Genomic DNA, 21,325 nt, shown 5'->3' with positions numbered 1-21,325 from the left:
AGCGCCCTTTGTTCGTATAAGCAGTTCAGCCGCAGGTGATCTGGACGGAGTAGTCCCCGGCCGCGGTGATCGTGGCGGTGACCCGGTGGCCGCCGCCGACCGCGAGCACCCCGGCGCCGGCGGTATTCGAGCCGGTGACACGGGGATTCGCGCACCGTTCGGGCACCCACAGGTCGGCCGTCTGCCCGGCGCGGTCGGCGCGGCCGGTCACCGTCAGCGTGCCGGACGGGATATCGGAGTGGATGGCGGTCAGCCGGCCGGGCACGGCGCGCGGGTAGGCGCGGGAGAGCGTCGGCTGCACGATCGCATTGTCCGCCAGGTCGTTCTGCGGTCCGGAGCAGTTCGGGCGGGTGTGGCGGGTCTGGATGGCGTGCGGGTCACCGCAGGCCTGCCGCCATTGCCAGTAGGTGCCGCCCACCAGGTAGTCGTCTTCCAATCGGGCGTAGCGGCGGGCCTTGTCGGCGGCCACGGCCGGATCCTGGTCCCAGAATCCCCATTCACCGTTGAAGAAGGTGGTGCCGTAGTCGCGGGCGGCGGTGGCGGTGGCGCCGAATCCGTCGGCCAGGGAGCCGGGCAGGATGCTGATGGATTCGTTGTATTCGTGTGGCGCGTAGACCATGTTCTCGTCACCGGTCGAGCCCGTGCCGGAACCGGAACCGCTGCCGGAACTCGAACCGGTGCCGGAACCCGAACTGCTGCCCGCGGATCCGCTGCCGCCGGTGAAGATCGGCAGCGGGCCGGGCACCGGCAGCGGGCCGGTGATCACCGAGGGCTCGAAGAAGACGATGTGCCGAAAGCCCTGCGGCGCGCGGTTTTCCGCCGCGCGGATGGCCGCGATGGCGCGCTGGTAGTAGCCGCCGAGCAGGGCGTAGTCGTCGACGCCGACCAGCAGGCCGGGATTGGGCTCGTTGAGCAGGTCGTAACCGACCACCGTCGGGTCGGCGGCGAAGCGGGCCGCCACGGCCGCCCAGGTTTGCACCAGTTCAGACTGGACGCCATTGACGTCGAGGTAGAAGTTCTGGAACGAGGTCTGCACCGCCACCGAGAGTTCGCGCATGCCGATGCGGCAGGTGGCGCTGGTGCCGACGAATGCGGTGGCCCAGGCGGGTGCGCCGTCCCAGCCGACGGAGGGCTGGGTGAAGGGCGGGCAGTAGACGCCGTCGGGCGTGTTCACCGCGGGACCCCAGGCGTCCTGGTGCATGTCGAGCAGCACGTAGATGTCGTGCGCTCGCGCCCAGCCGACCGCGCGTTCGACGCGGTCGAGGTAGCCCTGGTCGATGACGCCGCGGGTCGGTTCCAGCGCGGACCAGCTGATGATCAGGCGCACGACGTTCGCGCCGAGGGCGGACAGGCGGGCGAAGTCGTCCTCGGTGAGGGTTTCGGTGGACGGCAGGTCGGGCCATTCCCGGTAGTACTCGCCGAGCCCGTTCACATTGGCGCCGTGCAGGATCACGGTGCGGTCCTGGTCGTCGACGATGCGGGCGTCCGCGCCCGCGCGGGCGTGCAGCGGGTGGGCGACCTGGGGTGCGGGGGATTCCGGGGCCGGTGCGGCCTGGGCGGCCGGGGTGGCTGCCAGTGCGGTGATGGCCGTGACGGCGGCGCCGGTGAGGGCACGCCGCCAGCGCGAGACAGTTTGCGTCATTGGGATTCTCGGGGGTTGTGCCGATCCGAATTTTCTGAAATGTTCTCTAGTCAGTTGCTGTGACGAAGGTATCGGAGAATGCTGGACAAGGGACCAGTTATACCTGTTTACTTGATCCTCGTGTGGAAACCACCTCCGAGTCGTCCGCAGCGCTCGGTAAGTCTGGATCGGTCTCGGCATATCGCCGGGACACTTGGAGGAAGAATATGTTCCGTAACCGCCGCGCGGCCGCGATCATCAGTGCCGCCGCAATGGTTTCCGCGGGCCTGAGCGTCACCACGCTGGAGACCGGAATCGCGTCAGCGGATACGACCTGCGCCATCAGCTCGCATGCCGAGAAGAAGGACGTCAGCACGCTGGGCATCACCATGACCTACGACAAGTCCGCCAATCTGGACTCGATCGGCGTCGGCACCACCGTGACCTACAAGATCGTCATCGGCACCACCGGCATCGGCAACCCGTACGTCAACACCATCACCGACTTCCCGCCGAGCGGATTCGCCGCGCCCACCAAGGCCACCGTCACCGCCTTCCACGTGGTGGGCGGCCAGCGCACCGAGGACGTCACCCCCGAGCCCAACGCCGGCGGCTGGAAGGTCACCAACCCGGGCTGGTTCGTGAACTCCGGCAACCCGCTGACCTACACCATCACCTACCCGGTCCCGACCAACCTCTCGGCCGGTCAGCACGTCACCAGCGGTGGCGTCGGGGTCGCGGGCACGGTCGGCGTCAGCAACGAGATGCCCAACCTGACAGCGTGTTTCACCGCGCGTGCCAACACCGCCGGTGAGGACCTGCTGGGCAGCCTCGGCAACAACGGGCTCGGTTCCGCCGACGGCCAGCTGAGCTCGACCGGTTCGCTGAGCACGATCCTGTCGGACGCGATCCGCAAGTACATCGGCAGCTGATTCAGCACCGGGCCGATTCGATCGATAGGAACCTCCGTACCGATGCGCACACCGCGGAAATTACTGGCACTCGCGGCGATCGCGGGCTTCGCGCTCGCGCCCGCCTGGTCGGCGGCGCCCGGTGCCATCGGTACGGCCACGGCGGATTCCGCCGGGGCGCACCTGGTTTCGCTCGATCGGCCCGGGCAGCGGCAGGAACAGATCACGGTCTATTCGGCGGCCATGGATCGGGAGATCACCGTGCAGGTGCTCACCCCGCTCGACAACAGCGCGCCGCGCCCCACGCTCTATCTGCTCAATGGCGCGGGCGGCGGCGAGGATTCGGCCACCTGGTATCGGCAGACCGATATCGTGCAATTCTTCTCCGACAAGAACGTGAATGTGGTATCGCCGGTCGGCGGTAAATTCTCGTATTACACCGATTGGGAACGCGACGATCCGAAACTCGGCCGCGTCAAATGGCAGACCTTTCTCACTTCCGAACTGCCCCCGATCATCGATTCGGTACTGCACACCTCGGGTGTGAACGCCATTGCGGGCGTCTCGATGTCCGCGAGCGCCGCCTTGGATCTGGCGATCCACGCGCCGGATCTGTACCGCGCCGTCGCCTCCTACAGCGGCTGTGCCACCACCGCCGATCAGAACAGCCGCCAGTACATCAAGCTCGTGCTGGATCGCGGGGACGCGGATATGCGCAATATGTGGGGCGAACCGGACGACCCGGCCTGGCAGGAGCACGACGCGGTGCTCAATGCCGAGGGGCTGCGCGGCAAGGCGCTCTACATCTCGAACGCGACCGGCCTGCCCGGCGAACTCGACACCCTGGATTCGCCGTCGGTCGGCGGCCGACCCTTCACGCTGGCCGATCAGCTCATTCTGGGCGGCACCATCGAGGCCGTCACCAACGGCTGCACGCACCGGCTCGCCGATCGCCTGGGCCAGCTCGGCATCCCGGCCCAGGTCGAATTCCGGCCCGCCGGAACGCATTCCTGGCGGTACTGGCAGGACGCGCTGCACCGGTCCTGGCCCATGCTCGAGGCGGCGTTACAGGGATGAGTGCCAGAAGTTGGCTCGAAGACCGACTTCCGACCGGAAATCGGACGACTTCGCCAACTCGCGTGGCACGGCTGAATAGCCCCCTTTATGCTTGTCGGCGGTGTGTCGCTGATCTCGTCAAGCGGTCTGTTTCGGACAACTCATACGGGGCGGTTACTTGGGTTAACCCGGAGTGCACCGGAGTGTCATCCGGCGAACGCACCATCATCGGGAATCGGGACGGGCAAGTAGTCCCGGCACAAGCGTGAACTGGAGCAGTATGCGGTTGAAGAATGTTGTCGCGGCTGCGGGGGCAGCAGCGAGCGTGCTCATGTCGGGAATCGTCCTGGGCAGCGGTCCCGTTACGGCCGACCCCGGCGCGGGGTGCCCGAGTCTCTACACGGTGGCCGTCCCCGGCACCTGGGAGACCGGTCACGACAAGGATCCCAAGCCCGGCATGCTTTCCGGGGTAACCAATGGCTTGCCCGGCGAGGTCGACTACGTGACCTACGCGGCCACCGCCTTCCCGTGGGAGGGCGACGTCTACGCCGCCTCCAAGAAGGAAGCCGTCGACAATGCCCGCGGCCTGGTCCAGGCCATGGGTGCCCGGTGCGCCGGAACCAAGATCGCCATCACCGGCTACAGCCAGGGCGCGGACGCGGCCGGCGATCTCGCCGCCGAGATCGGTTCGGGCCACGGTGTGGTGCCGCCGGATCGCATTGCGGCCGTGGCACTCATCTCCGATCCGAGCCGTTCGCCCGGCGACGCCCAGGTCGGCCCGCTCGCGCCGGGCGCGGGCGCGGGCGGCCCGCGCGTCGGCGGCTTCGGCTGGGTCAGCGACAAGGTGCGCACCGTGTGCGCCATCGGCGACCTGTACTGCTCCACCGAGCAGACCGACTTCGTCACCCGATTCGCCGGTTTCCTGGCGCAGGCGAGCAACCCGAACAACTTCAACCCCTGGCAGACCCAGCTCCAGCTCGGGTCGATCATCAACGACCTGATGGCCCAGGGCGGGCTGCCGACCCTGCAGGCGCAGCTGGCCGAGGGCACCGACAGCGAGTACGCGCACGAGCTCGAGCAGTTCTACCGCAGCGGCACCCACACCAGCTACGGCAGCTACGGCGTCGGCGGCGGCCAGACCGCCATCACCTGGATGCACAACTGGATCGCGACCAACGCGTAGCGCTTCCGGACACCGAAAAGGCCGCTCCCGCAATGGGGGCGGCCTTCTTCATTTGCGGAAGCGCGGGCGCGCTCAGGGGCGCGGGCGGGTGCGCGGCAGCAGGTCCCAGACGTGCCCGTTCTCGTTGACGGTGGCCACGGTGCGGCCGCCGGTGCGCGAGTACAGGATTCGGGTGATCGAGCAGTAGTCGATGGGGAAGGTGAGCGGGCGGGCCAGGCCCAGCACCTGCTGCAACAGCACGTTGATCACGCCGCCGTGCGCGAAAACGACCACGGTGTCGGTGTGTTCGGCGGCCGCCACGATGCCGTCGACGGCCGCGAGCACCCGGCGGACGAAGGCGTCGCCGTCGATCTGCTCGGGCAGGTACCCGGCCTTGATGCGCTCGTAGGTCTCGCGGAATTCCTGCTGGGCGTCCTCGATGGGGATGTACATCGGCAGGTCGCGATCGTATTCGGCGAGCCCGTCCAGGATTTCGATGTCCAGCCCGAGCTTCTCGGCGGTGGGCCGGGCGGTCTCGCGCGCCCGCAACTGCGGACTGCTCACCACGCGGGCGATCCGGTGCGGGGCCAGCGCGGCCGGTACCCGGCCCGCCTGCTCGACGCCGACGGCGGTGAGATCCGGGTCGGCCGGGCCGGAGGATTCCAGCAGGCGTTCCGGCTGGGCATGGCGGACGAGGATCAACTGCACATCCCCACTCTGCCGTACCCCGCCCTCAGTTCGCCGGGCGGGTGGCGCGGTTCCGGTGCGCTACTGGTTCTTGCGCCGGTTGGTCATCAGGTAGATGCCGCCGAGCACGAGCGCGATGATGCCGATGCAGCAGATCGCGGAGAAACCCCAGAAGCCCATGCTGCGCCGACCGCTGCTGCGCCGCGCGGCGGTGTTCTCGAGTGCGGCGTTCCAGGTGTCCGGGCGGGTCCACACGTGGTGGTCCAGCAGGGTGGCCTGAGTCATGAGATCTACGTAGTGCATGCGAACCCCGATCGGTCGAGCGGTGGCCCGCCCCGGGCCGAATCCCAGATTAACCGGGGAGACGGCCGGGGGAATCAGGGTTTTCCCTGGTCCTAACGCGAATCACCGGGCGCGTTGCGGGGTTTCACGAGCGGGAAGGGGAGGGTTTCGCGGATGCTGCGGCCGATCAGCAGCATGACCACGCGGTCCACGCCGACGCCCAGGCCGCCGGTGGGGGGCATGGCGTGCTCGAGGGCCTGGAGGAAGTCCTCGTCGAGTTCCATGGCCTCCGGGTCGCCGCCGGCGGCCAGCATGGACTGCTCGGTGAGGCGGCGGCGCTGGTCCACCGGATCGGTCAATTCGCTGTAGGCGGTGGCCAATTCGACGCCCCAGGCCACCAGATCCCAGCGTTCGGTGACGCCCCGGATGTGCCGGTGCGCGCGGGTGAGCGGGGAGACGGAGGTGGGGAAGTCGATGTAGAAGGTGGGTTCCCCGGTGGCGGACTCCACCAGGTGTTCGTACATCTCGAGCACGAGTTGGCCTTCGTCCCAGCCCAATTGGAAGGGGACGCCCGCCTTCTCGCAGAGCAGCCGCAGACGTTCGGCGTCGGTCTCGGGAGTGATGGTCTCGCCGATGGCGTCGGAGACGGCCCCGTGCACGGTCTTGACCGGCCAGTCGCCGGAGATGTCGACCTCGGTCATCGCGCCGTCGGGCCCGGGCCGCAGTGCGACCATCCGGCCGTTGGCGGCCAGCGCCGCCTCCTGGATGAGCTGGCGGCAGGCGTGCATCATGCGTTCGTAATCGCTGTGCGCCTCATAGGCTTCCAGGATGGTGAACTCGGGGTTGTGGCTGTAGTCGACGCCCTCGTTGCGGAAGACGCGGCCGAGTTCGAAGACCTTCTCCATGCCGCCCACGCACAGTTTCTTGAGGTAGAGCTCGGGGGCGATGCGCAGGTACAGGTCGAGGTCGTAGGCATTGATGTGGGTGGTGAACGGGGTGGCGTTGGCGCCGCCGTGCACCTGCTGCAGCACCGGGGTCTCGACCTCGAGGAATCCCCAGCCGTGCAACGTGTCCCGCAGTGAGCGCACCACGGCGCTGCGCTTGGTCATCACCTCGCGGATGTCGGTGTTGATGGCCATGTCGACATAGCGTTGGCGCACCCGGGCTTCCGGGTCGGACAGGCCCTTCCATTTGTCCGGCAGCGGGTGCAGGCACTTGCCGATCATCCGCCAGTCCTGGGCCAGCAGTGAGAGTTCGCCGCGGCGGCTGCGGCCCAGCTGCCCGCTCACCTCGATGAGGTCGCCGAGGTCGAAGTAGGCGGTGAACTCCGGGCTGCGTTCCACGCCCATCCGGCCGCGGTCGATGAGCAGCTGGATGTCGCCGGACCAGTCGCGCAACACCGCGAAGATGACGCCGCCGTAGTCGCGAATCCGCAGGAGCCGCCCGCAGACTCGCACCGTGGTGCCCTGCGGGCAGTGGCGCGCGGCGGCCACGGTGTGGGTGGGCGGGTAGGCGACCGGGTACGCCTCGACGCCGGATCGCTCCAGCTTCTCCAGCTTGTCCATGCGCACCCGGACCTGTTCGGGGCGGCGGGGGCCGGTCTCGGCGAGTTCCTCGGGCGGCAGGTCGGGTGTGCTGCCGTCGGCGTGCAGCCCGGTCATGGTGATCGGCACGGACGGCCGCAGGCCGGTGTGGGTGGAGGCGTCGTGCTGGCGGCCGAAGCGGGGCAGGAAGCCTTCGGCGAGCGCGCTGGCGGTGGCGACCCGCACCAGGTGGCGGCGCTCCTCGAACAGCGAGAACCGCGGCACCCATTCGGGCTGGTATTTCACATTGGAGCGGTAGAGCGCCTCCAGCTGGTACCAGCGCGAGAAGAACATCAGCACGCCGCGCCACAGCCGCAGCACCGGGCCCGCGCCGATCCGGCCGCCCTCCTCGAAGACCGCGCGGAAGACCGCGAAGTTCAACGAGATCCGGGTGATGCCGTACTGCTCGGAGGTGAGCGCCAGGCGCGAGATCATGAGTTCCATCAGCCCGTTGGGGCCGGTGCGGTCGCGGCGCATGAGGTCCAGGGAGACGCCGGTGCGGCCCCACGGGACCAGCGACAGCATGCCGAGCACGTGCCCGCCGGGGGAGACCGCCTCGACCAGCAGGCAGTCGCCGTCGAGGGGATCGCCGAGCCGGTCCAGGGCCATGGAGAAGCCGCGTTCGGTCTCGGTGTCGCGCCAGGCGGCGGCGCGGCGCATGACGTCCTGCATCTCCTCGAAGGAGATCTCCTTGTGCCTGCGCACACGAACGGTGATGCCCTGCTTGCCGAGCCGGTTGGCGGCCTGGCGGACCTGCTTCATGTCCGCGCCCGCCAGGGAGAAGGTGCGGGTCTCGAGAATGGCCTCGTCACCCAGGCGCAGCGCGGAGAGTCCGGCGCGCCGGTAGGCGGTCGCACCGAGTTCGCTCGCCCCCATCACGGCCGGGGCCCAACCGTATTGGTCGGCCAGCCGCAGCCAGGCGTCGATGGCCTGCCCCCACGCTTCCTTCTGCCCGATGGGGTCGCCCGACGCCAGGCACACGCCGAGTTCGACGCGGTAGGTGATGGCCGCCTTGCCGCTGGGCGCGAAGACCACGGCCTTGTCGCGGCGGGTGGCGAAGTAGCCCAGCGAATCCTCGACATCGGAGCGTTCCAGCAGACCGCGAATCGCGGATTCGTCGAGCCCGGTGAGCGCGTTGGACGAACGCTGCGACCGGAACAGCGTGATCACCGCCGCCAGCAACGCGATCGCGCCGAACAGGCCGAGCAGCAGATTCACCGGATGCGGTGGATGCCCGTCGAAGTCCTCGTTGGAGACCAGGATCGCGCCGGTCACCCGGGACACCGACCACAGCGCGCGCTCGGTGTGATCGGGCAGGGTGCCGGGGAACAGTTCGACCAGCCCCCAGCCGACCAGGGAACCCAGCGCGAGCCCGCCCGCGAGCACGCCGAGCGCGCGCCACACCGCGCCGCGCTGCACGTGGGTGTAGAACTCCGACCACGCCGCGATCAGCACCCCGATCGCCGCGATGTGAATGATCAAGGCCACCAAGGCATTGACGTCGCCCTCGGCGGCGAAGTCGAGCGCGTTGGCGAGCGCGTAGGCCGCCATGTAGCCGACCAGCAGCCACCAGGCGATCCGTTTGCGGCTGGCGGTCGCACCCGCGAGCAGACCCACGACCAGGGCCCACACCAGCGAGGTGTCGGGCGCGTCGAAGTAATAGGTGTCGACGAAGTGGCGTAGGTGCGAGGTCAGGAAGCGTAGGCCCGGGGACAGACTCCAGGCGAAGCAGAGGACCGAGAACACGCCGAGCGCGGTACCCGCGATGTGTGGCACCTCGCGCAACCGGCCGTGCCCGCGATGCGGCACCTCGGGCGAGCGCGGCTCCGTTCTCTGGTCGGCGTCGTGCTGCGGCCGGTCCTGCGTGGAAGTCACCGCACCAGTGTGAATGTTGCCCTTGCCCATGTGCACTCGGAACCCGGTTCGTGTCTTGTCGCCGCGGTGCGGCCAGTGGATGGGAGCCCCCCGCGCGGCGGCCGGTGGTGGGGGCGGCGTTTGGTCTCGTGGCGGCCGCAGGTAAGGATGTACCCCATGTCGGATCCAGTCGATGTCCCGATCGAGGACGATGTCATTCGACTCGGCCAGTTCCTGAAGCTGGCGAACCTCATCGATTCCGGTTCGGAAGCCAAGACGGTTATCGCTCAGGGCCTGGTACGTGTCAACGACGAGGTGGAGCTGCGCCGCGGGCGGCAGCTACACGCGGGCGATGTGGTGGCCTTGGCCGGGCACAAGGCCCGGGTCACCGGCGGCTGAAGGCACGGCAGAACCCGCCTCCAGCCGCTGCGCGCCGGCCCGGACCAGTCTCAGTTCTCCGCGCGGACGACGACGCCGTCGTGGTCGCTGTAGAGCATGTCGCCGGGAACGAAGGTGACGCCGCCGAATTCGACGGTCACGTCCTTCTCGGCGTTGCCCTCGAGCTGGGTGCTCTTGCGCGGGTTGGTGCCCAGCGCCTTGATGCCGATCGGCATGGTGCGCAGCATGGCGGAGTCCCGGACCGCGCCGTTGACGATGACACCGGCCCAGCCGTTGTCCACGCCGCGGCCCGCGATGATGTCGCCGACCAGCGCGGTGTGCACGCTGGCGCCGCCGTCCACGACCAGCACGCGGCCCTCGCCGGGGGTGCCGAGGGTCTGCTTGACCAGCAGGTTGTCCTGGAAGGTCTTGATGGTCACGATGCGGCCCGAGAAGACCTCGTGGCCGCCGAACTGAATGAACTGGGTGTCGCAGCTGCGGATCTCGGGGCCGATCTCGTCGGCTAGGTCGGCAGTGGCGATGGCATTAGCGGATTCGGTCACGGGAACTATCTTGTCAGGGCGAATATCCGCAAGTCGCGGGCGGTGCGGTTGCGGTAGGCGGTGTACGCCTCGGTGGTCTCCTCGAAGCGTTCGAAGATCGCCTGCTTGCGGTCCTCGTCGGTGACGAGGGTGGCGGTGACCGGAATGTGCTGTCCCGCGATGGCGACCTCGGCGGCCGGGGTGGCGAGCAGGTTCCCGGTCCAGGCCGGGTGGTGGGCCTGGCCGAAGTTGGAGCCGATCACGTAGAGGGTGTCCCCGTCGTGGACGTAGAGCAGCGGCGTGGTGCGCGGCTGCCCGGACTTGCGGCCGACGGTGGTGAGCAGGATGACCGGCGCGCCGATCGGGCCCAGGACGGTGTACTTGCCGGCGGTGCGCTCGAGCACCTTGCGGTCCAGCGGGGTCAGCTTGCGGATCACCAGCGAGCCGAGCTTGGTGGCGGCGAACGGACGGGCCAGTCGAGACAGAAAATTGGTGCGGGAACCCCAGATCCGTTCCGGAAACTGCTCACTCATACCGCGACTGTAGTGGTCCGCGATGCGCTCCGCGCTTGCTCAGCGATCTACCCACATGGAGGAATCAACCGTGCAGTCGGATTCCCGGGCGCATACTGGCGGCACCCGGTGAGTTCGGATCGGGAGGGGATATGAAGGTAGAACCGGCGATCGATTCGGGCGCCGTCGACGAGACCCGCTCCCTGCTGGCATCTCTGATCGCCAGATTCACCGCCGCCTGGACGGCGGCGGGCACACCGCCGAATCTGGCCGAATTCCTGCCGCGCGCAACGCGGGTGCGGCGACTGGCGCTCATCGAGCTGATCAAGGTGGATCTGGAATACCGCTGGATCCGCTACGACTTCCCCAAGCGGCTCGCCGACTACCGCGCCGAATTCGACGAGTTGCGTTCCGGCCCACTGCCTCCGGACCTGGCCTACGAGGAGTTCCACGCGCTGCGCCGCTCCGGCTTCGCACTGGATGTGAGCTGTTTCCCGACCGAGGCCGCGGGCACCGAGTGGGCCGAGCACGACTACCGCAGCACCCTCATCGCCCGGCCGCAGGCCCAGCACGCGCTCGAGGGCATCGAGGTCGGCGACCGGGTGGACGATTTCGATCTGCTGGTGGAGCTGGGCAGCGGCGCGTTCGCCCGGGTGTTCCTGGCCCGGCAGCGGTCCATGCAGCGGCTGGTGGCGGTGAAGATCTCGCAGAACCACGGCACCGAATCCGAGACCCTGGCCCAGCTCGACCACGACCACATCGTGCGCGTCTTCGATCAGCGGCTGCTCGCCGACCGGGAACTGAAACTGCTGTACATGCAATACCTTCCGGGCGGCACCCTGTCGAAGGTGCTGGCGCTGGTGCGTTCCCGCGAGCCGGGGGAGCGCGACGGCGGGCTGCTGCTGGAAGCGGTCGACGCGGCCATGCGCGACAAGGGCGGCCTGGTGGCGGGCGAATCGCCCACCCGCGCCGCCATGCCGGAGCGCACCTGGCCGGAAACCGTTGCGTGGCTGGGCAGCCGCTTGGCCCGGGCCCTCGACCACGCGGCCGATTCCGGCGTGCTGCACCGGGACATCAAGCCTGCCAATGTGCTGCTCACCGCCGACGGCAGCCCGAAACTGGCGGATTTCAATATCAGTTTCAGCCTGCACGTGGCGGGCACCAGCCCGCTCGCCTATTTCGGCGGCTCGCTGGCCTACATGTCGCCCGAGCAGCTGGCGGCCTGCCATCCCCAAATGCCGGAAACCGCCGAGGATCTCGACGGCCGCAGCGATATCTACGCGCTCGGCGTGGTGCTGTGGGAACTGCTCACCGGCCATCGCCCCTTCGACGACGAGAACCGCGCGGGCGATTCGGAGTCCTCGCTGGAACGCATGCTGCGCCTGCGCAGCCACGAGATCGAGCCGCGCTTCTTCGACGAACTGCCGCCCGACTGCCCGCCCACCCTGCGGCGCGTGCTGCTGAAGTGCCTGGCCCCCAAGCGCGAGGACCGCTGGCCCACCGGCGCGGCGCTGGCCCAGCAGCTGGAACTGTGCCTGGATCAGCGGGCCCGCGATCTGGTCGATCCGCCCGAGCACAGCTGGCGGGCCCGGGTCGGGCCGTGGTCGCTGCTGGTCTTGATCACGGTGGCCAGCATGGTCGGAGACCTGCTCGGCATGGCCTACGTCAATCTGCACAACCATGGACTGTGGGCGCTGTGGTTCTCGCCGCAGGAGCGGCTCCGGTTGCAGGTGGTCGGCAATCTGCTGGCCCTGACCGCCACCCCGGCGGCCATCGCGGTCGCCAATTACCTGTGCCGCCGCGCCTTCATCGTGTGGCGCGGGTTGCGGCGTGGCGGGACCTACGATCCGGCGGCGCTGGCCCGGGCGCGCCGGGACACGCTGATCGACGGCGACCGGGTGGCGCTGCTGGCCTTCGCGTGGTGGGTGCTCGCGGCCGCGGTATCGGCCATCGCGCTGGTCGTGTTCACCGGCCTGCCGCCCGGCCATCTGGTGAATCTCATAGCGACGATGGTGGTTTCGGGGGCGATAGCGGTGGCGTATCCGTTCTTCGTGGTCACCTTCTTCGTGGTGCGCTGCTTCTACCCGCGGCTGCTCATGCACGGTGAGACGGCCCGGGATCGCGACGCGCTGCGGGCGCTCGGCCGCCGCTGCACCCGCTATCTCGCGGTGGCCGTGGCCATTCCGCTGGTGGGCGTGATCTCCAGCCTGATCTTCCTGAACGCCGAGGAGGTTTCGCTGGTGCTCATCCCCGTCTATGGACTGTGCGTGGCCGGTGTGCTCGGATTCCTGGGCGACTACTGGCTGTTCCGGCAGACCGAGGCCGATCTGCGCGCCTTCGAACGAGCGGTATCGGAATAGCCGCCGATCAGGGGTGGGCGCGAATCAGCCGCGGCCGTGCCGCTTTTCGTAGGCTTCGCGATCGGCGGCGTCGCGGGCGCGCCGGTCGGCGTCGGCGAGCGCCGGATCCAGGCCGTGCTTGATCAGCCGGTTGCGCCGGAACACGTAGGTGAGTGCCGCGGTGAAGTAGATGAGCGGCAGATACAGCAGCGCCATCATGGCCAGGCCCATCCAGAGCGGGCCGGGAATCAGCAGGAACAGGCACAACACCGGAATGATCGGAATGAGAATCCGGAGCAGGTAGCGCCGGGTGGCGCCGGGTCCGGTCAGATCCTCGAGCACCCACTCCCGCATGGACGGCGGAAGGGTCCGGCCACAGATGTAGCCGAGCCGCTGCAGCGGATTCGGGGCGGTGCTTTCGGGCATGTGCCAAGGATCCCTGGTGGGTAAGTGCGGAACAACCGCGGGGGTCGGCGGCTCTGGCGACCCCGGGGATCAGGCGTTGGCGGTGTGGAACTCGGCGACCTGGGTGACCAGGTGGTGGGTCGAGCTCTTCACGGCGAGCTTGACGAAGGGCTCGATGGTTTTGCCGAGGATCTTGCCCGCGAGGCCGCCGGGCACCCGGTAGTCCACGATGGCGTCGATGGTGCAGGATTCCTCGCCGCGGTCGTGGAAGAGGAAGGTGGATTCGATTTCGAAGCCCTTGATGGACTTCACGCCGATGGCGTATCCGGGTTCGTGCCGGACGATCTCGATGGTGGAGTGCAGGGCGATCGGGCCCAGCTGAATGGTGCCGTCGAAGGTGGCGCCCACGCCCTCGACCTGTTCGGTCAGCGGGGTGAAGGCGCTGATCTCATTGATGAATCTCGGCAGGTGGTGGTAATCGTTCACATAGGCGAAGGCCGATTCGGCCGAGGCGGCGCAGTCCGCGACGATCTTGACTTCGGTCATGCGCGCAACAGTAACGGGTTCTAGTTTTGCGTGCAGATCTTGTGATGCATGCCATCTATGAGACAGCGCACGCGAATCCCGGCCGAGCCGAGGCGATCACGCGGTGACAGCCAACGTACCCGCCAGTCCGAACACTAGCGCCATCACCAGCACTTCCACAATCGCGCGCCGCAGCGAGGCGTCCGCGGTCATGCGATGGTCCGCCGCCCTGGGCACCCAGCTGCGCCGCCACCACCAGCCCAGCCCGATCAGCGCGCACACCAGCACCGTCTTCGCCAGCAGAATGCGCCCGTACCCCTCGGTCACCAGCGGCGTCACCCCGCCGATCCGGACCAGCCCGTTGATGGCCCCCGTCAACAGCACCGTAACCACCAGCGGCAGCGCCCAATTCGAGTACCGCGGCAGCAGCGTCGCCCACTCGCCGCGGGTGCGCACGGTCAGCGCGAGCGCCAGCAGCAGGCCGAACCAGGCCGCGGCGGCCAGCGCGTGCAGCGCCGCCAGCACCGAACCCAGTGTCTGCTGCGACATGTGCCCGGTGATCGGCCGCAGCGTCACCGTGACGGCCGTGAACACCAGCACCAGATCCGCGGTGGCGCGATCCGGATTGCGAAAACCGAAGGCGCTGTAGACCGTTACCGCGCCGCTGCCGATGAGCAGTGCGATGCCGATCTGCCCGCCGCTCACGTGGGTCAGGTAGTCGCCGAACTGCGCGCCGCTCAGCCGCCGTGCCGGAACACCCTGCACCTCGGCGGCTTCCAGCACCAGCATGCCGAATTCCATTGCGGCCCAGAGCGCGGCCAGCACGGTCAGCAGCCGCCAGTGCAGGGACAGCCGATCCGAGAGCCGCGGCAGGGCGGCCAGCCCGAGCACGGTCGCGCCCGCACAGTCGGCCAGCACCCGGACCGGGGCCTCGGCCTGGACCGGATCGTCGGCGGCGAGGATCCAGGCCAGCGCCGCACCGTCGAGTGCCACGGGAACGACCAGCAGCAGGAGCCATCTCAGTGAGCTGCTGCCGCCGGTCGTCCCGCGCTCCCGGCGACGATCGGTGCGGTCGGACCGATTCACTTGCGCTGCTTGCCCCGTCCGCCGAACAGGGCGAAGGCCAGGCCGCCGCCGAACAGCACGACCGCGCCCACGATGAACACCCACAGCGGTACGCCGCCGCCGTCGGAGCCGCCGGACTTGGCGGTGGCGTCGGAGCGGGGTCCGGGAGTTCCATTGCCGGGCTTGGTCAATGTGAAGGTCCGCTTGCCGCTGACCGGATGCCCGTCGGCGGAGGTGACGCGGTAGGCGATGGTGTACTCGCCGACCGGTCCCAGCTCACCGACCTCGATGCTGACGGTCGGGCCGTTCACCTTGGTCTGCCCCTTGGACCAGAGGTTGTGGTCCGGTCCGGTCACCGTCATGGACGGGTAGGCGGGTTGCAGGTCCTCGTTGAAGGTGATGCTCACCGTGGCGGGGGAGGTGTCGATCGACGCGCCGTTGTCCGGGCTCGAGGAGAGGGGCGCGGAGTGCGCATTGGCGACACCGCCGCCCAGCAGCGCGAATCCGGTGACGAGCAGGCCGGTGACCAGCCCGGCCAGCAGTTTGCGCGTCATGACCGCCGTCCTCGCAGGACGCTGCCGAGGCCGAGGGCCGCACCGAGTGCGCCCAGCGCCAGGCCGATGCCGCCGAGCCAGCGGGCGGTGTCGTCGGTGCCCTTGTCGCTCTTGTCGGAATCGGCGGCCGCGGGCGCGTCGTCATCGCCGCCGCCCTTGGCCAGGGTGAGGGTGGGCGCGGGGTGCTCGGGCTCGCTGCCGTCGGCGTTCATCGGCTGATTCCACTCGACGACCTTGCCGTCGCTGTAGGTCTGGGTGGCATTGAAGCTGACCTTCTCCTGGCTGGGCAGCTTGCCCAGGGAGACCGCGAAGCGCTGGAACTGACCGGGACCCACGCCCGGGTTGCCCGGATCGGCGGTCCAGGTCACCGAGACGGCGTCGCCCTGGGCGTTCTTCTCGACCTTGGCGGTCCAGCCCGGCATGGGCTCGGTGCGGGCGCTCTTCGGATTCGGAAGCGCCACCGAGACTTTGGTGGTGGAGGCGGTGTCGGACTCGTCGGGCACCCGGAAGGTGACGAGGGCGTAGCCGCCCTGGCTGGCTCCGGGGGCGTCCACGGCCACGTGCGCGGAGGCGACGCCCGCGCCGGAAAGCAGCAGGCCCGTGCCCGCCGCGGTGGTGATGAGGGCACGCGAAACAGAGGTGTGCATGACTTGGATTGCCTTCTCTGACAATGGTTACGGGGAGTTACGAAACGGGGTTACGCCGTAACCGGTGGCGCGCGCGGTCCGATCGCGCCCGGTGCGAGAAGGGTTTTCGGGGTCGAGATCGCGTGCGGCCAGCGTGCGGGCCCGGGTCGCCCCGGCCGCCCGCCCGGCCGGGTGAGCACCACCCGGACCGCGCGGGAGATCAGCCCGTAGAGCCGCTCCGCGATGAGGATGAGGAAGGCGCAGCCCAGGGCCGCGACCGTGTGCGCGGCCACCATCGGGCCGTGGGTCGCGAATTCCATTGCGTGCGCGGCATGTCCGTGCGCGACCAGCCCGCTCAGCGCGATATGGCCGATCGGCTGGCCGAGCAGCATCAGCACCGGCAGCGCGGCGCGCGGCCGCACGGCGGCGGTGAGCGCGCCGAACGCGGCCGTCGCCAGTACCAGCAGCATCAGCCCCGAGGAGCCGGGGTAGCCGCCGCCCGCGAACCCGTGCGCGCCGACCGCCAGGGTCGCCATGGCGACACCTGCCAGTCCGCCGCGCACCGAGCTCACGGGGTGCTCAGTTCACGCCGAGGCGCGCGAGCACATCGGCCTCGAGGCCGGAGAGCTCGTTCGAGATGGAGGCGTGCACGGCGCGGCGGCGCTGCACCGGCATCTGGGCCGCGGTGCGGGTGGCGGCGGACAGGCTGTCGAGCCGGTCGCGACTCGCGGTCACGAACTTCTTGGTCTCGGTGTCGGGGCTCTTGGCCTCGATCTCCGAGAGCGTGGACTCCGTGCTCGCGATGCGGGCCTGCAACTTCGCGCCCGGCCCGGCGAACTCGCCGAGCTGATCGATCCCGATGCCGAGCTGCTGGGCGCGGCGGGTGTCGAGCTGCCCGCGCACCATGGTCGCGCCGCGGTAGGCCAGCGGCGCCAGCACCGGCACCAGCACCCGGGCCACGCCCAGGTACTTGCGGACCGAGGCCGCGCTGAACGGATCCCGCTCGGCCCGGGCGGCGAGCTTGTTCGCCGCCTTCTCCTCGGCCTGCAACTTGGCGATCTCCGCCTTGGCGACCTGCTTCTGGGTGCGGTTCTGCGCCCGATTCTTCTTGCGCTCGTTGCGCGCCCCGAGCTTGGCCTCCATCGCGGCCTTGTGCTTGAGGGCTTTCGCCTCGGCCCGGCGGCTGACCCGCTTCTTGCGCTTGCCGAACAACCCCATAGATGGCCTCCGTCATGCTGGTTCGCCATGGCAGCACAGGGCCGGGGGAATTGCCTGTCCGCCCATGAAACACAGTTTGCGAATCACCCTAGTGGTTGGCCGCGCCACGCAGCGAGCACCCGGTGGTTTCGGTGCCAGTTCGTAGGAATGTCGGGGGTGGAGGCCATACTGACTGGCGTGTATTCGGGCATCGGTGACCATGGCGAGCGGGCCGCGTTTCTTGACGCGCGTTCGCTGATCGGGTGTCGGCACCGGCTTCATCTGGACGCCACCCATCCGGGCGTGTTGACCGGAGTCGCCGAGGACGCCGGCGTGCAGCAGCGACGGGAGGCGGCCGCGGCGCATCGATTGCATGTGCGCGACACGCTGGTCGGGGCGGCTCCCGAGACCTGGACGGTCATCGATCCGAAACAGCCCGCGACCCAGCGGACCGCCGCCACCATGGCCGCCATGGAGGCCGGGGCCGAACGCATTTGGGGCGGGCTGCTGCCGCAGGAGGCCGATACCGGCCGCCGTGGCGGCTGCGAAATCCTCTGGCGTGACGGCGATCGCGGCGGGTACATCCCGATCATCGTGGTGAACCACAAGGTGACCGATCCGCGGCAACCGGATCCGGCCGACTACCACCCCACCACCAGCGATCCCTACGAGTGGAATCCCAAGCCGGACAGGCACGTCCGCACCCGCCCGCAACCGCGCGACCAGCAGCGCCTCGCGCACCTCTACCGCATGCTCCAGCGTCACGGCCTGGCCAGTCCCGCCCTGGTGGGCGGTGCCATCGGCTACCACTTCGACCGGGTGCTGGTGCACGATCTCGGCGCGATCCTCGACGACTACGACGTCCGCTACGCCGACCGCATCGCCGTGGTCCGCGGCGAACTGCCCACCGTCCCTTCGAAAGTCCCCGAATGCCGCCAGTGCCCGTGGTGGAGCCGCTCGGCGGAGGCGGACGGCCGCGGTTGCGAGAAGTGGCTGTCCGAGCATCGCGATGTGAGCCTGGTGGCTCCGGGTTCGCGCGCGGAGGTGCTGCGCCGCCACGGCGTCGAGACCATCGACGATCTGGCCGCCTGGAGCGGTGACGATCCCGACGACTGGCAGTACGAGCCGTTCACCGAGGCCGTGGTCACCGCCCGCGCCTGGGCCACCGGCGCGCCCCTGGTCCGCCGGGTGGAACGGGTCCGGGTGACCCGCGCCGACGTCGAGGTGGACGTGGACCTGGAGAGTTATCAGGAGCACGGCGCGTATCTGTGGGGCACCCTGCTCGACGGCGTCTATCGCCCCTTCGTCACCTGGGATCCGCTGCCCACCGAGGACGAGGGCCGCTCCTTCGCCGAGTTCTGGGGCTGGCTCATGTCGGTGCGCGCCCAGGCCGCCGTGGACGGTAAAACCTTTGCCGCCTACTGCTATTCGCGGACCGCCGAGGACAAGTGGCTCTACGAGTCGGCGCGGCGCTTCGCCGGTCGCCCCGGCATCCCGACCGAGCGCGAGATCCAGCAGTTCGTGGACGGCCCGCAGTGGGTGGACATGTTCCAGGCGGTGTCGGAGCAGTTCATCTGCCCGAACGGCAAGGGCCTCAAGAAGATCGCGCCGGTCGCCGGATTCCATTGGCGCGACCCGGAAGCCGGTGGCGAGGCGTCCATGGCCTGGTACCGGCTGGCCGTCGCCTACGAGGGCGGCGAGCCGGATATGGCCCAGCGCACCCGCATCCTGGAGTACAACGAGGACGACGTGCAGGCCACGAAGGTGCTGCGGGACTGGATGACCGATCGTGCCGACGCGGAGGTTCCGGCCATCGCCGACTTCGCCCGACGTAATATCGCGTCGTGACCGAACACGTCGAACACCTGGAGTTTCAGGCCGAGACCCATCAGCTGCTGGAGTTGATGATCCACTCGGTGTATTCGAACAAGGACACCTTCCTGCGGGAGCTGGTCTCCAATGCCTCCGATGCGCTGGACAAGTTGCGCCTGGAGACCTTCCGCGACAAGGACCTGCACGCGGATACCTCCGACCTGCACATCGAGCTGGAGGTCGACCGCGACGAGCGCGTGCTGACCATCCGCGACAACGGCATCGGCATGTCCCGGGCCGAGGTGGTGGATCTGATCGGCACCCTGGCCAAGTCGGGCACCGCGGCGCTGCGCAAGCAGCTGCTCGAGGCCAAGCCCGACGATCAGCAGGCCGAGGAGCTGATCGGCCAGTTCGGCATCGGCTTCTACTCGACCTTCATGGTGGCCGACAAGGTCACCCTGACCACCCGCAAGGCGGGCGAGACCACCGGCACCCGTTGGGAATCCGAGGCGGGCTCGCCGACCTACTCGATCGAGGAACTCGACGACGCGCCGCAGGGCACCACGGTGGCGTTGCAGCTCAAGGCCGCCGACGAGGACGATCACCTCTTCGACTACACGCAGGAGTGGAAGCTCCGCGAAATCATCAAGAAGTACTCGGATTTCATCGCCTGGCCCATCCGTATGGATGTCGAGCGCACCGTCATGGACGGCGAGGGCGAGGACAAGACCGAGAAGACCCTGGTCGAGACCCAGACCCTGAACTCGCAGAAGGCGCTGTGGACGCGCCCGCGCAGCGAGGTCTCCGACGAGGAGTACATCGAGTTCTACAAGCACGTCTCGCACGCCTGGGACGATCCGCTCGAGATCATCCCCATGAAGGCCGAGGGCACCTTCGAATACCAGGCGCTGCTGTTTCTTCCGTCGCACGCGCCGTTCGACCTGTTCACCCGCGAGCACAAGCGCGGCGTGCAGCTCTACGTGCGCCGGGTGTTCATCATGGACAACTGCGAAGAGCTGATGCCGGAGTATCTGCGCTTCGTCAAGGGCGTGGTGGACGCGCAGGACCTGTCGCTCAATGTGTCTCGCGAGATCCTGCAGCAGGACCGCCAGATCCAGATGATCCGCAAGCGCCTGGTCCGCAAGGTGCTGTCCACGGTCAAGGATCTGCGCAATGCCGAGGACAAGGCCAAGTACTGGGAGTTCTGGAAGGAGTTCGGCCGGGTCCTCAAGGAGGGCCTGCTGTCGGACCACGACAACCGCGAGACCATTCTGGGCGTCTCGTCCTTCGCGTCCACGCATTCGGAGACCGAGCAGACCTCGCTGGCCGACTACGTCGGGCGGATGGCGGAGTCTCAGTCGTCGATCTACTACATGACCGGCGAGACCCGCCAGCAGATCGAGAACTCCCCGCACATGGAGGCGTTCAAGGCCAAGGGCCTCGAGGTGCTGGTGCTGACCGATCCGGTCGACGAGATGTGGGTCGGCTCGGTCACCGAGTTCGAGGGCAAGCCGATCGTGTCCATCGCCAAGGGCGAGGTGGACCTGGAGTCTGAGGACGAGAAGAAGGCCTCCGAGCAGCTGCGCGAGCAGCAGGAGAAGGACTTCGCCGAGGTGCTCGGCTGGTTGCAGTCGACCCTGGACGCCGAGGTGAAGGAGGTACGCCTGACCAACCGGCTCACCACCTCTCCGGCCTGCATCGTGGGTGATGTGTTCGATTTCACCCCGATGCTCGAGCGCATGTACCGCGCCTCCGGTCAGGAGCTGCCGCACAGCAAGCGCATCCTCGAATTGAACCCGTCGCACGCGCTGGTCACCGGTCTGCGTGACGCGTTCGAGACGGTGAAGGACGAGGCCGACAAGCCCGAGGCGCTCACCGAGACCGCCGAATTGCTCTACGGCACGGCGGTTCTCGCCGAGGGTGGCGAGCTGAAGGATCCGGCGCACTTCGCCCGCATCCTCGCCGACCGCCTCACCCGCACCCTCTGACTCTGCGGCTCTGTTCGGGCTCCTGCGGTATTTCCGCAGGAGCCCGACCTATAGCAAGCGGGAATTGGTCATGCCCGGAATGTCTCAAATGTGACGATGGGCATGCTCTGGCGATTTCGGGAACTCAGCGCGAACGCGTACGTTGTACGTCTTGGTCGTAAGTTTTCGTGTTCGTGTTCAACATGCTCGCGCGGAACATTGTGCGGGCGTTGCTTCACCTTGCCAG

Annotated in this window: 20 protein-coding genes; 7 read left to right on the top strand and 13 right to left on the bottom strand. The window is 68.5% G+C overall.

Features of this window, described 5'->3' with window-relative positions; genetic code table 11:
- Positions 1 to 25: 25 nt before the first annotated feature.
- Positions 26 to 1,642 (bottom strand): cellulase family glycosylhydrolase, encoded by a 1,617-nt coding sequence (locus NS2_RS01290; protein WP_045435904.1) that lies wholly within the window; start codon positions 1,640 to 1,642, stop codon positions 26 to 28.
- 206 nt (positions 1,643 to 1,848) lie between these two features.
- On the opposite strand from NS2_RS01290, the gene NS2_RS01285 reads away from it, so the two are divergent.
- The 3 genes from NS2_RS01285 to NS2_RS01275 all read left to right on the top strand — a co-directional run bounded on the left by NS2_RS01285 (position 1,849) and on the right by NS2_RS01275 (position 4,771).
- Positions 1,849 to 2,553 (top strand): hypothetical protein, encoded by a 705-nt coding sequence (locus NS2_RS01285; RefSeq protein WP_033085215.1) that lies wholly within the window; start codon positions 1,849 to 1,851, stop codon positions 2,551 to 2,553.
- A gap of 42 nt (positions 2,554 to 2,595) precedes the next feature.
- Positions 2,596 to 3,609 (top strand): alpha/beta hydrolase, encoded by a 1,014-nt coding sequence (locus NS2_RS01280; RefSeq protein ID WP_033085216.1) that lies wholly within the window; start codon positions 2,596 to 2,598, stop codon positions 3,607 to 3,609.
- Between the two features lie 310 nt (positions 3,610 to 3,919).
- Complete coding sequence (locus tag NS2_RS01275) at positions 3,920 to 4,771, top strand: cutinase family protein (RefSeq protein WP_228102570.1); 852 nt, start codon at positions 3,920 to 3,922, stop codon at positions 4,769 to 4,771.
- A 72-nt stretch (positions 4,772 to 4,843) separates the two neighbouring features.
- On the opposite strand, the gene NS2_RS01270 is transcribed toward NS2_RS01275, so the two are convergent.
- From NS2_RS01270 to lysX, 3 genes are all read right to left on the bottom strand, one after another.
- A complete protein-coding gene (locus NS2_RS01270) occupies positions 4,844 to 5,458 on the bottom strand; it encodes a histidine phosphatase family protein (protein ID WP_033085217.1) in 615 nt (204 codons plus the stop codon).
- Positions 5,459 to 5,518: 60 nt separating this feature from the next.
- A complete protein-coding gene (locus NS2_RS01265; RefSeq protein WP_033085218.1) occupies positions 5,519 to 5,722 on the bottom strand; it encodes a hypothetical protein in 204 nt (67 codons plus the stop codon).
- A gap of 110 nt (positions 5,723 to 5,832) precedes the next feature.
- Entirely contained in the window at positions 5,833 to 9,207 is a 3,375-nt protein-coding gene (gene lysX, locus NS2_RS01260) for a bifunctional lysylphosphatidylglycerol synthetase/lysine--tRNA ligase LysX (RefSeq protein WP_081985543.1), read from the bottom strand.
- A gap of 126 nt (positions 9,208 to 9,333) precedes the next feature.
- Here lysX and NS2_RS01255 point away from each other — a divergent pair, with 126 nt between their 5' ends.
- Entirely contained in the window at positions 9,334 to 9,555 is a 222-nt protein-coding gene (locus NS2_RS01255) for an RNA-binding S4 domain-containing protein (RefSeq protein WP_033085219.1), read from the top strand.
- Positions 9,556 to 9,605: 50 nt separating this feature from the next.
- Here NS2_RS01255 and rraA read toward each other — a convergent pair whose 3' ends face one another.
- Together rraA and NS2_RS01245 are read right to left on the bottom strand one after the other, a co-directional pair.
- The gene (gene rraA / locus NS2_RS01250) at positions 9,606 to 10,097 is read right to left on the bottom strand and encodes a ribonuclease E activity regulator RraA (RefSeq protein ID WP_033085220.1); all 492 of its coding nucleotides are present in this window, start codon (positions 10,095 to 10,097) and stop codon (positions 9,606 to 9,608) included.
- Positions 10,098 to 10,102: 5 nt separating this feature from the next.
- The gene (locus NS2_RS01245; protein ID WP_033085221.1) at positions 10,103 to 10,609 is read right to left on the bottom strand and encodes a nitroreductase/quinone reductase family protein; all 507 of its coding nucleotides are present in this window, start codon (positions 10,607 to 10,609) and stop codon (positions 10,103 to 10,105) included.
- Between the two features lie 131 nt (positions 10,610 to 10,740).
- Between NS2_RS01245 and NS2_RS01240 the strand changes: the two genes are divergently transcribed.
- Positions 10,741 to 12,948 (top strand): serine/threonine-protein kinase, encoded by a 2,208-nt coding sequence (locus tag NS2_RS01240; RefSeq protein ID WP_081985547.1) that lies wholly within the window; start codon positions 10,741 to 10,743, stop codon positions 12,946 to 12,948.
- A 24-nt stretch (positions 12,949 to 12,972) separates the two neighbouring features.
- Here the strand turns inward: NS2_RS01240 and NS2_RS01235 are convergent, their stop codons facing one another.
- From NS2_RS01235 to NS2_RS01205, 7 genes are all read right to left on the bottom strand, one after another.
- Positions 12,973 to 13,353, bottom strand: coding sequence for a DUF5313 family protein (locus NS2_RS01235; RefSeq protein WP_071343414.1), 381 nt, complete (start codon positions 13,351 to 13,353; stop codon positions 12,973 to 12,975).
- Positions 13,354 to 13,422: 69 nt separating this feature from the next.
- Positions 13,423 to 13,878 (bottom strand): SRPBCC family protein, encoded by a 456-nt coding sequence (locus NS2_RS01230; RefSeq protein ID WP_033085223.1) that lies wholly within the window; start codon positions 13,876 to 13,878, stop codon positions 13,423 to 13,425.
- 96 nt (positions 13,879 to 13,974) lie between these two features.
- Positions 13,975 to 14,943, bottom strand: coding sequence for a CopD family protein (locus NS2_RS01225; RefSeq protein WP_045435901.1), 969 nt, complete (start codon positions 14,941 to 14,943; stop codon positions 13,975 to 13,977).
- A complete protein-coding gene (locus NS2_RS01220) occupies positions 14,940 to 15,476 on the bottom strand; it encodes a copper resistance CopC family protein (RefSeq protein WP_033085224.1) in 537 nt (178 codons plus the stop codon). Before NS2_RS01220 ends, NS2_RS01225 begins: the two co-directional genes overlap by 4 nt.
- Complete coding sequence (locus tag NS2_RS01215; RefSeq protein ID WP_033085225.1) at positions 15,473 to 16,123, bottom strand: YcnI family copper-binding membrane protein; 651 nt, start codon at positions 16,121 to 16,123, stop codon at positions 15,473 to 15,475. Before NS2_RS01215 ends, NS2_RS01220 begins: the two co-directional genes overlap by 4 nt.
- 50 nt (positions 16,124 to 16,173) lie before the next feature.
- Positions 16,174 to 16,674: a hypothetical protein gene (locus NS2_RS01210; RefSeq protein ID WP_052085931.1), complete on the bottom strand. Its 501-nt coding sequence runs from the start codon at positions 16,672 to 16,674 to the stop codon at positions 16,174 to 16,176.
- Positions 16,675 to 16,681: 7 nt separating this feature from the next.
- Positions 16,682 to 17,320, bottom strand: coding sequence for a DUF6474 family protein (locus NS2_RS01205; RefSeq protein ID WP_033085226.1), 639 nt, complete (start codon positions 17,318 to 17,320; stop codon positions 16,682 to 16,684).
- A 177-nt stretch (positions 17,321 to 17,497) separates the two neighbouring features.
- Between NS2_RS01205 and NS2_RS01200 the strand changes: the two genes are divergently transcribed.
- Complete coding sequence (locus NS2_RS01200; protein WP_370737266.1) at positions 17,498 to 19,147, top strand: TM0106 family RecB-like putative nuclease; 1,650 nt, start codon at positions 17,498 to 17,500, stop codon at positions 19,145 to 19,147.
- Positions 19,144 to 21,099, top strand: coding sequence for a molecular chaperone HtpG (htpG, locus tag NS2_RS01195; protein WP_033085227.1), 1,956 nt, complete (start codon positions 19,144 to 19,146; stop codon positions 21,097 to 21,099). Before NS2_RS01200 ends, htpG begins: the two co-directional genes overlap by 4 nt.
- Positions 21,100 to 21,325: the final 226 nt, after the last annotated feature.

It is taken from the genome of Nocardia seriolae NBRC 15557 (genome assembly GCF_007990715.1).
GTDB lineage: Bacteria > Actinomycetota > Actinomycetes > Mycobacteriales > Mycobacteriaceae > Nocardia > Nocardia seriolae.
The sequence above is the reverse complement of the archived record's forward strand: the minus strand, read 5'-3'. Positions and strand labels throughout refer to the sequence as shown.

Coding starts and splice junctions, on each gene's coding strand:
- NS2_RS01290 (WP_045435904.1), bottom strand. CDS start 1,642: ATGACGCAAACTGTCTCGCGCTGGCGGCGTGCCCTCACCGGCGCCGCC.
- NS2_RS01255 (WP_033085219.1), top strand. CDS start 9,334: ATGTCGGATCCAGTCGATGTCCCGATCGAGGACGATGTCATTCGACTC.
- NS2_RS01280 (WP_033085216.1), top strand. CDS start 2,596: ATGCGCACACCGCGGAAATTACTGGCACTCGCGGCGATCGCGGGCTTC.
- lysX (WP_081985543.1), bottom strand. CDS start 9,207: ATGGGCAAGGGCAACATTCACACTGGTGCGGTGACTTCCACGCAGGAC.
- NS2_RS01220 (WP_033085224.1), bottom strand. CDS start 15,476: ATGACGCGCAAACTGCTGGCCGGGCTGGTCACCGGCCTGCTCGTCACC.
- NS2_RS01285 (WP_033085215.1), top strand. CDS start 1,849: ATGTTCCGTAACCGCCGCGCGGCCGCGATCATCAGTGCCGCCGCAATG.
- NS2_RS01235 (WP_071343414.1), bottom strand. CDS start 13,353: ATGCCCGAAAGCACCGCCCCGAATCCGCTGCAGCGGCTCGGCTACATC.
- NS2_RS01215 (WP_033085225.1), bottom strand. CDS start 16,123: ATGCACACCTCTGTTTCGCGTGCCCTCATCACCACCGCGGCGGGCACG.
- NS2_RS01240 (WP_081985547.1), top strand. CDS start 10,741: ATGAAGGTAGAACCGGCGATCGATTCGGGCGCCGTCGACGAGACCCGC.
- NS2_RS01230 (WP_033085223.1), bottom strand. CDS start 13,878: ATGACCGAAGTCAAGATCGTCGCGGACTGCGCCGCCTCGGCCGAATCG.
- NS2_RS01275 (WP_228102570.1), top strand. CDS start 3,920: ATGTCGGGAATCGTCCTGGGCAGCGGTCCCGTTACGGCCGACCCCGGC.
- NS2_RS01245 (WP_033085221.1), bottom strand. CDS start 10,609: ATGAGTGAGCAGTTTCCGGAACGGATCTGGGGTTCCCGCACCAATTTT.
- NS2_RS01265 (WP_033085218.1), bottom strand. CDS start 5,722: ATGACTCAGGCCACCCTGCTGGACCACCACGTGTGGACCCGCCCGGAC.
- NS2_RS01205 (WP_033085226.1), bottom strand. CDS start 17,320: ATGGGGTTGTTCGGCAAGCGCAAGAAGCGGGTCAGCCGCCGGGCCGAG.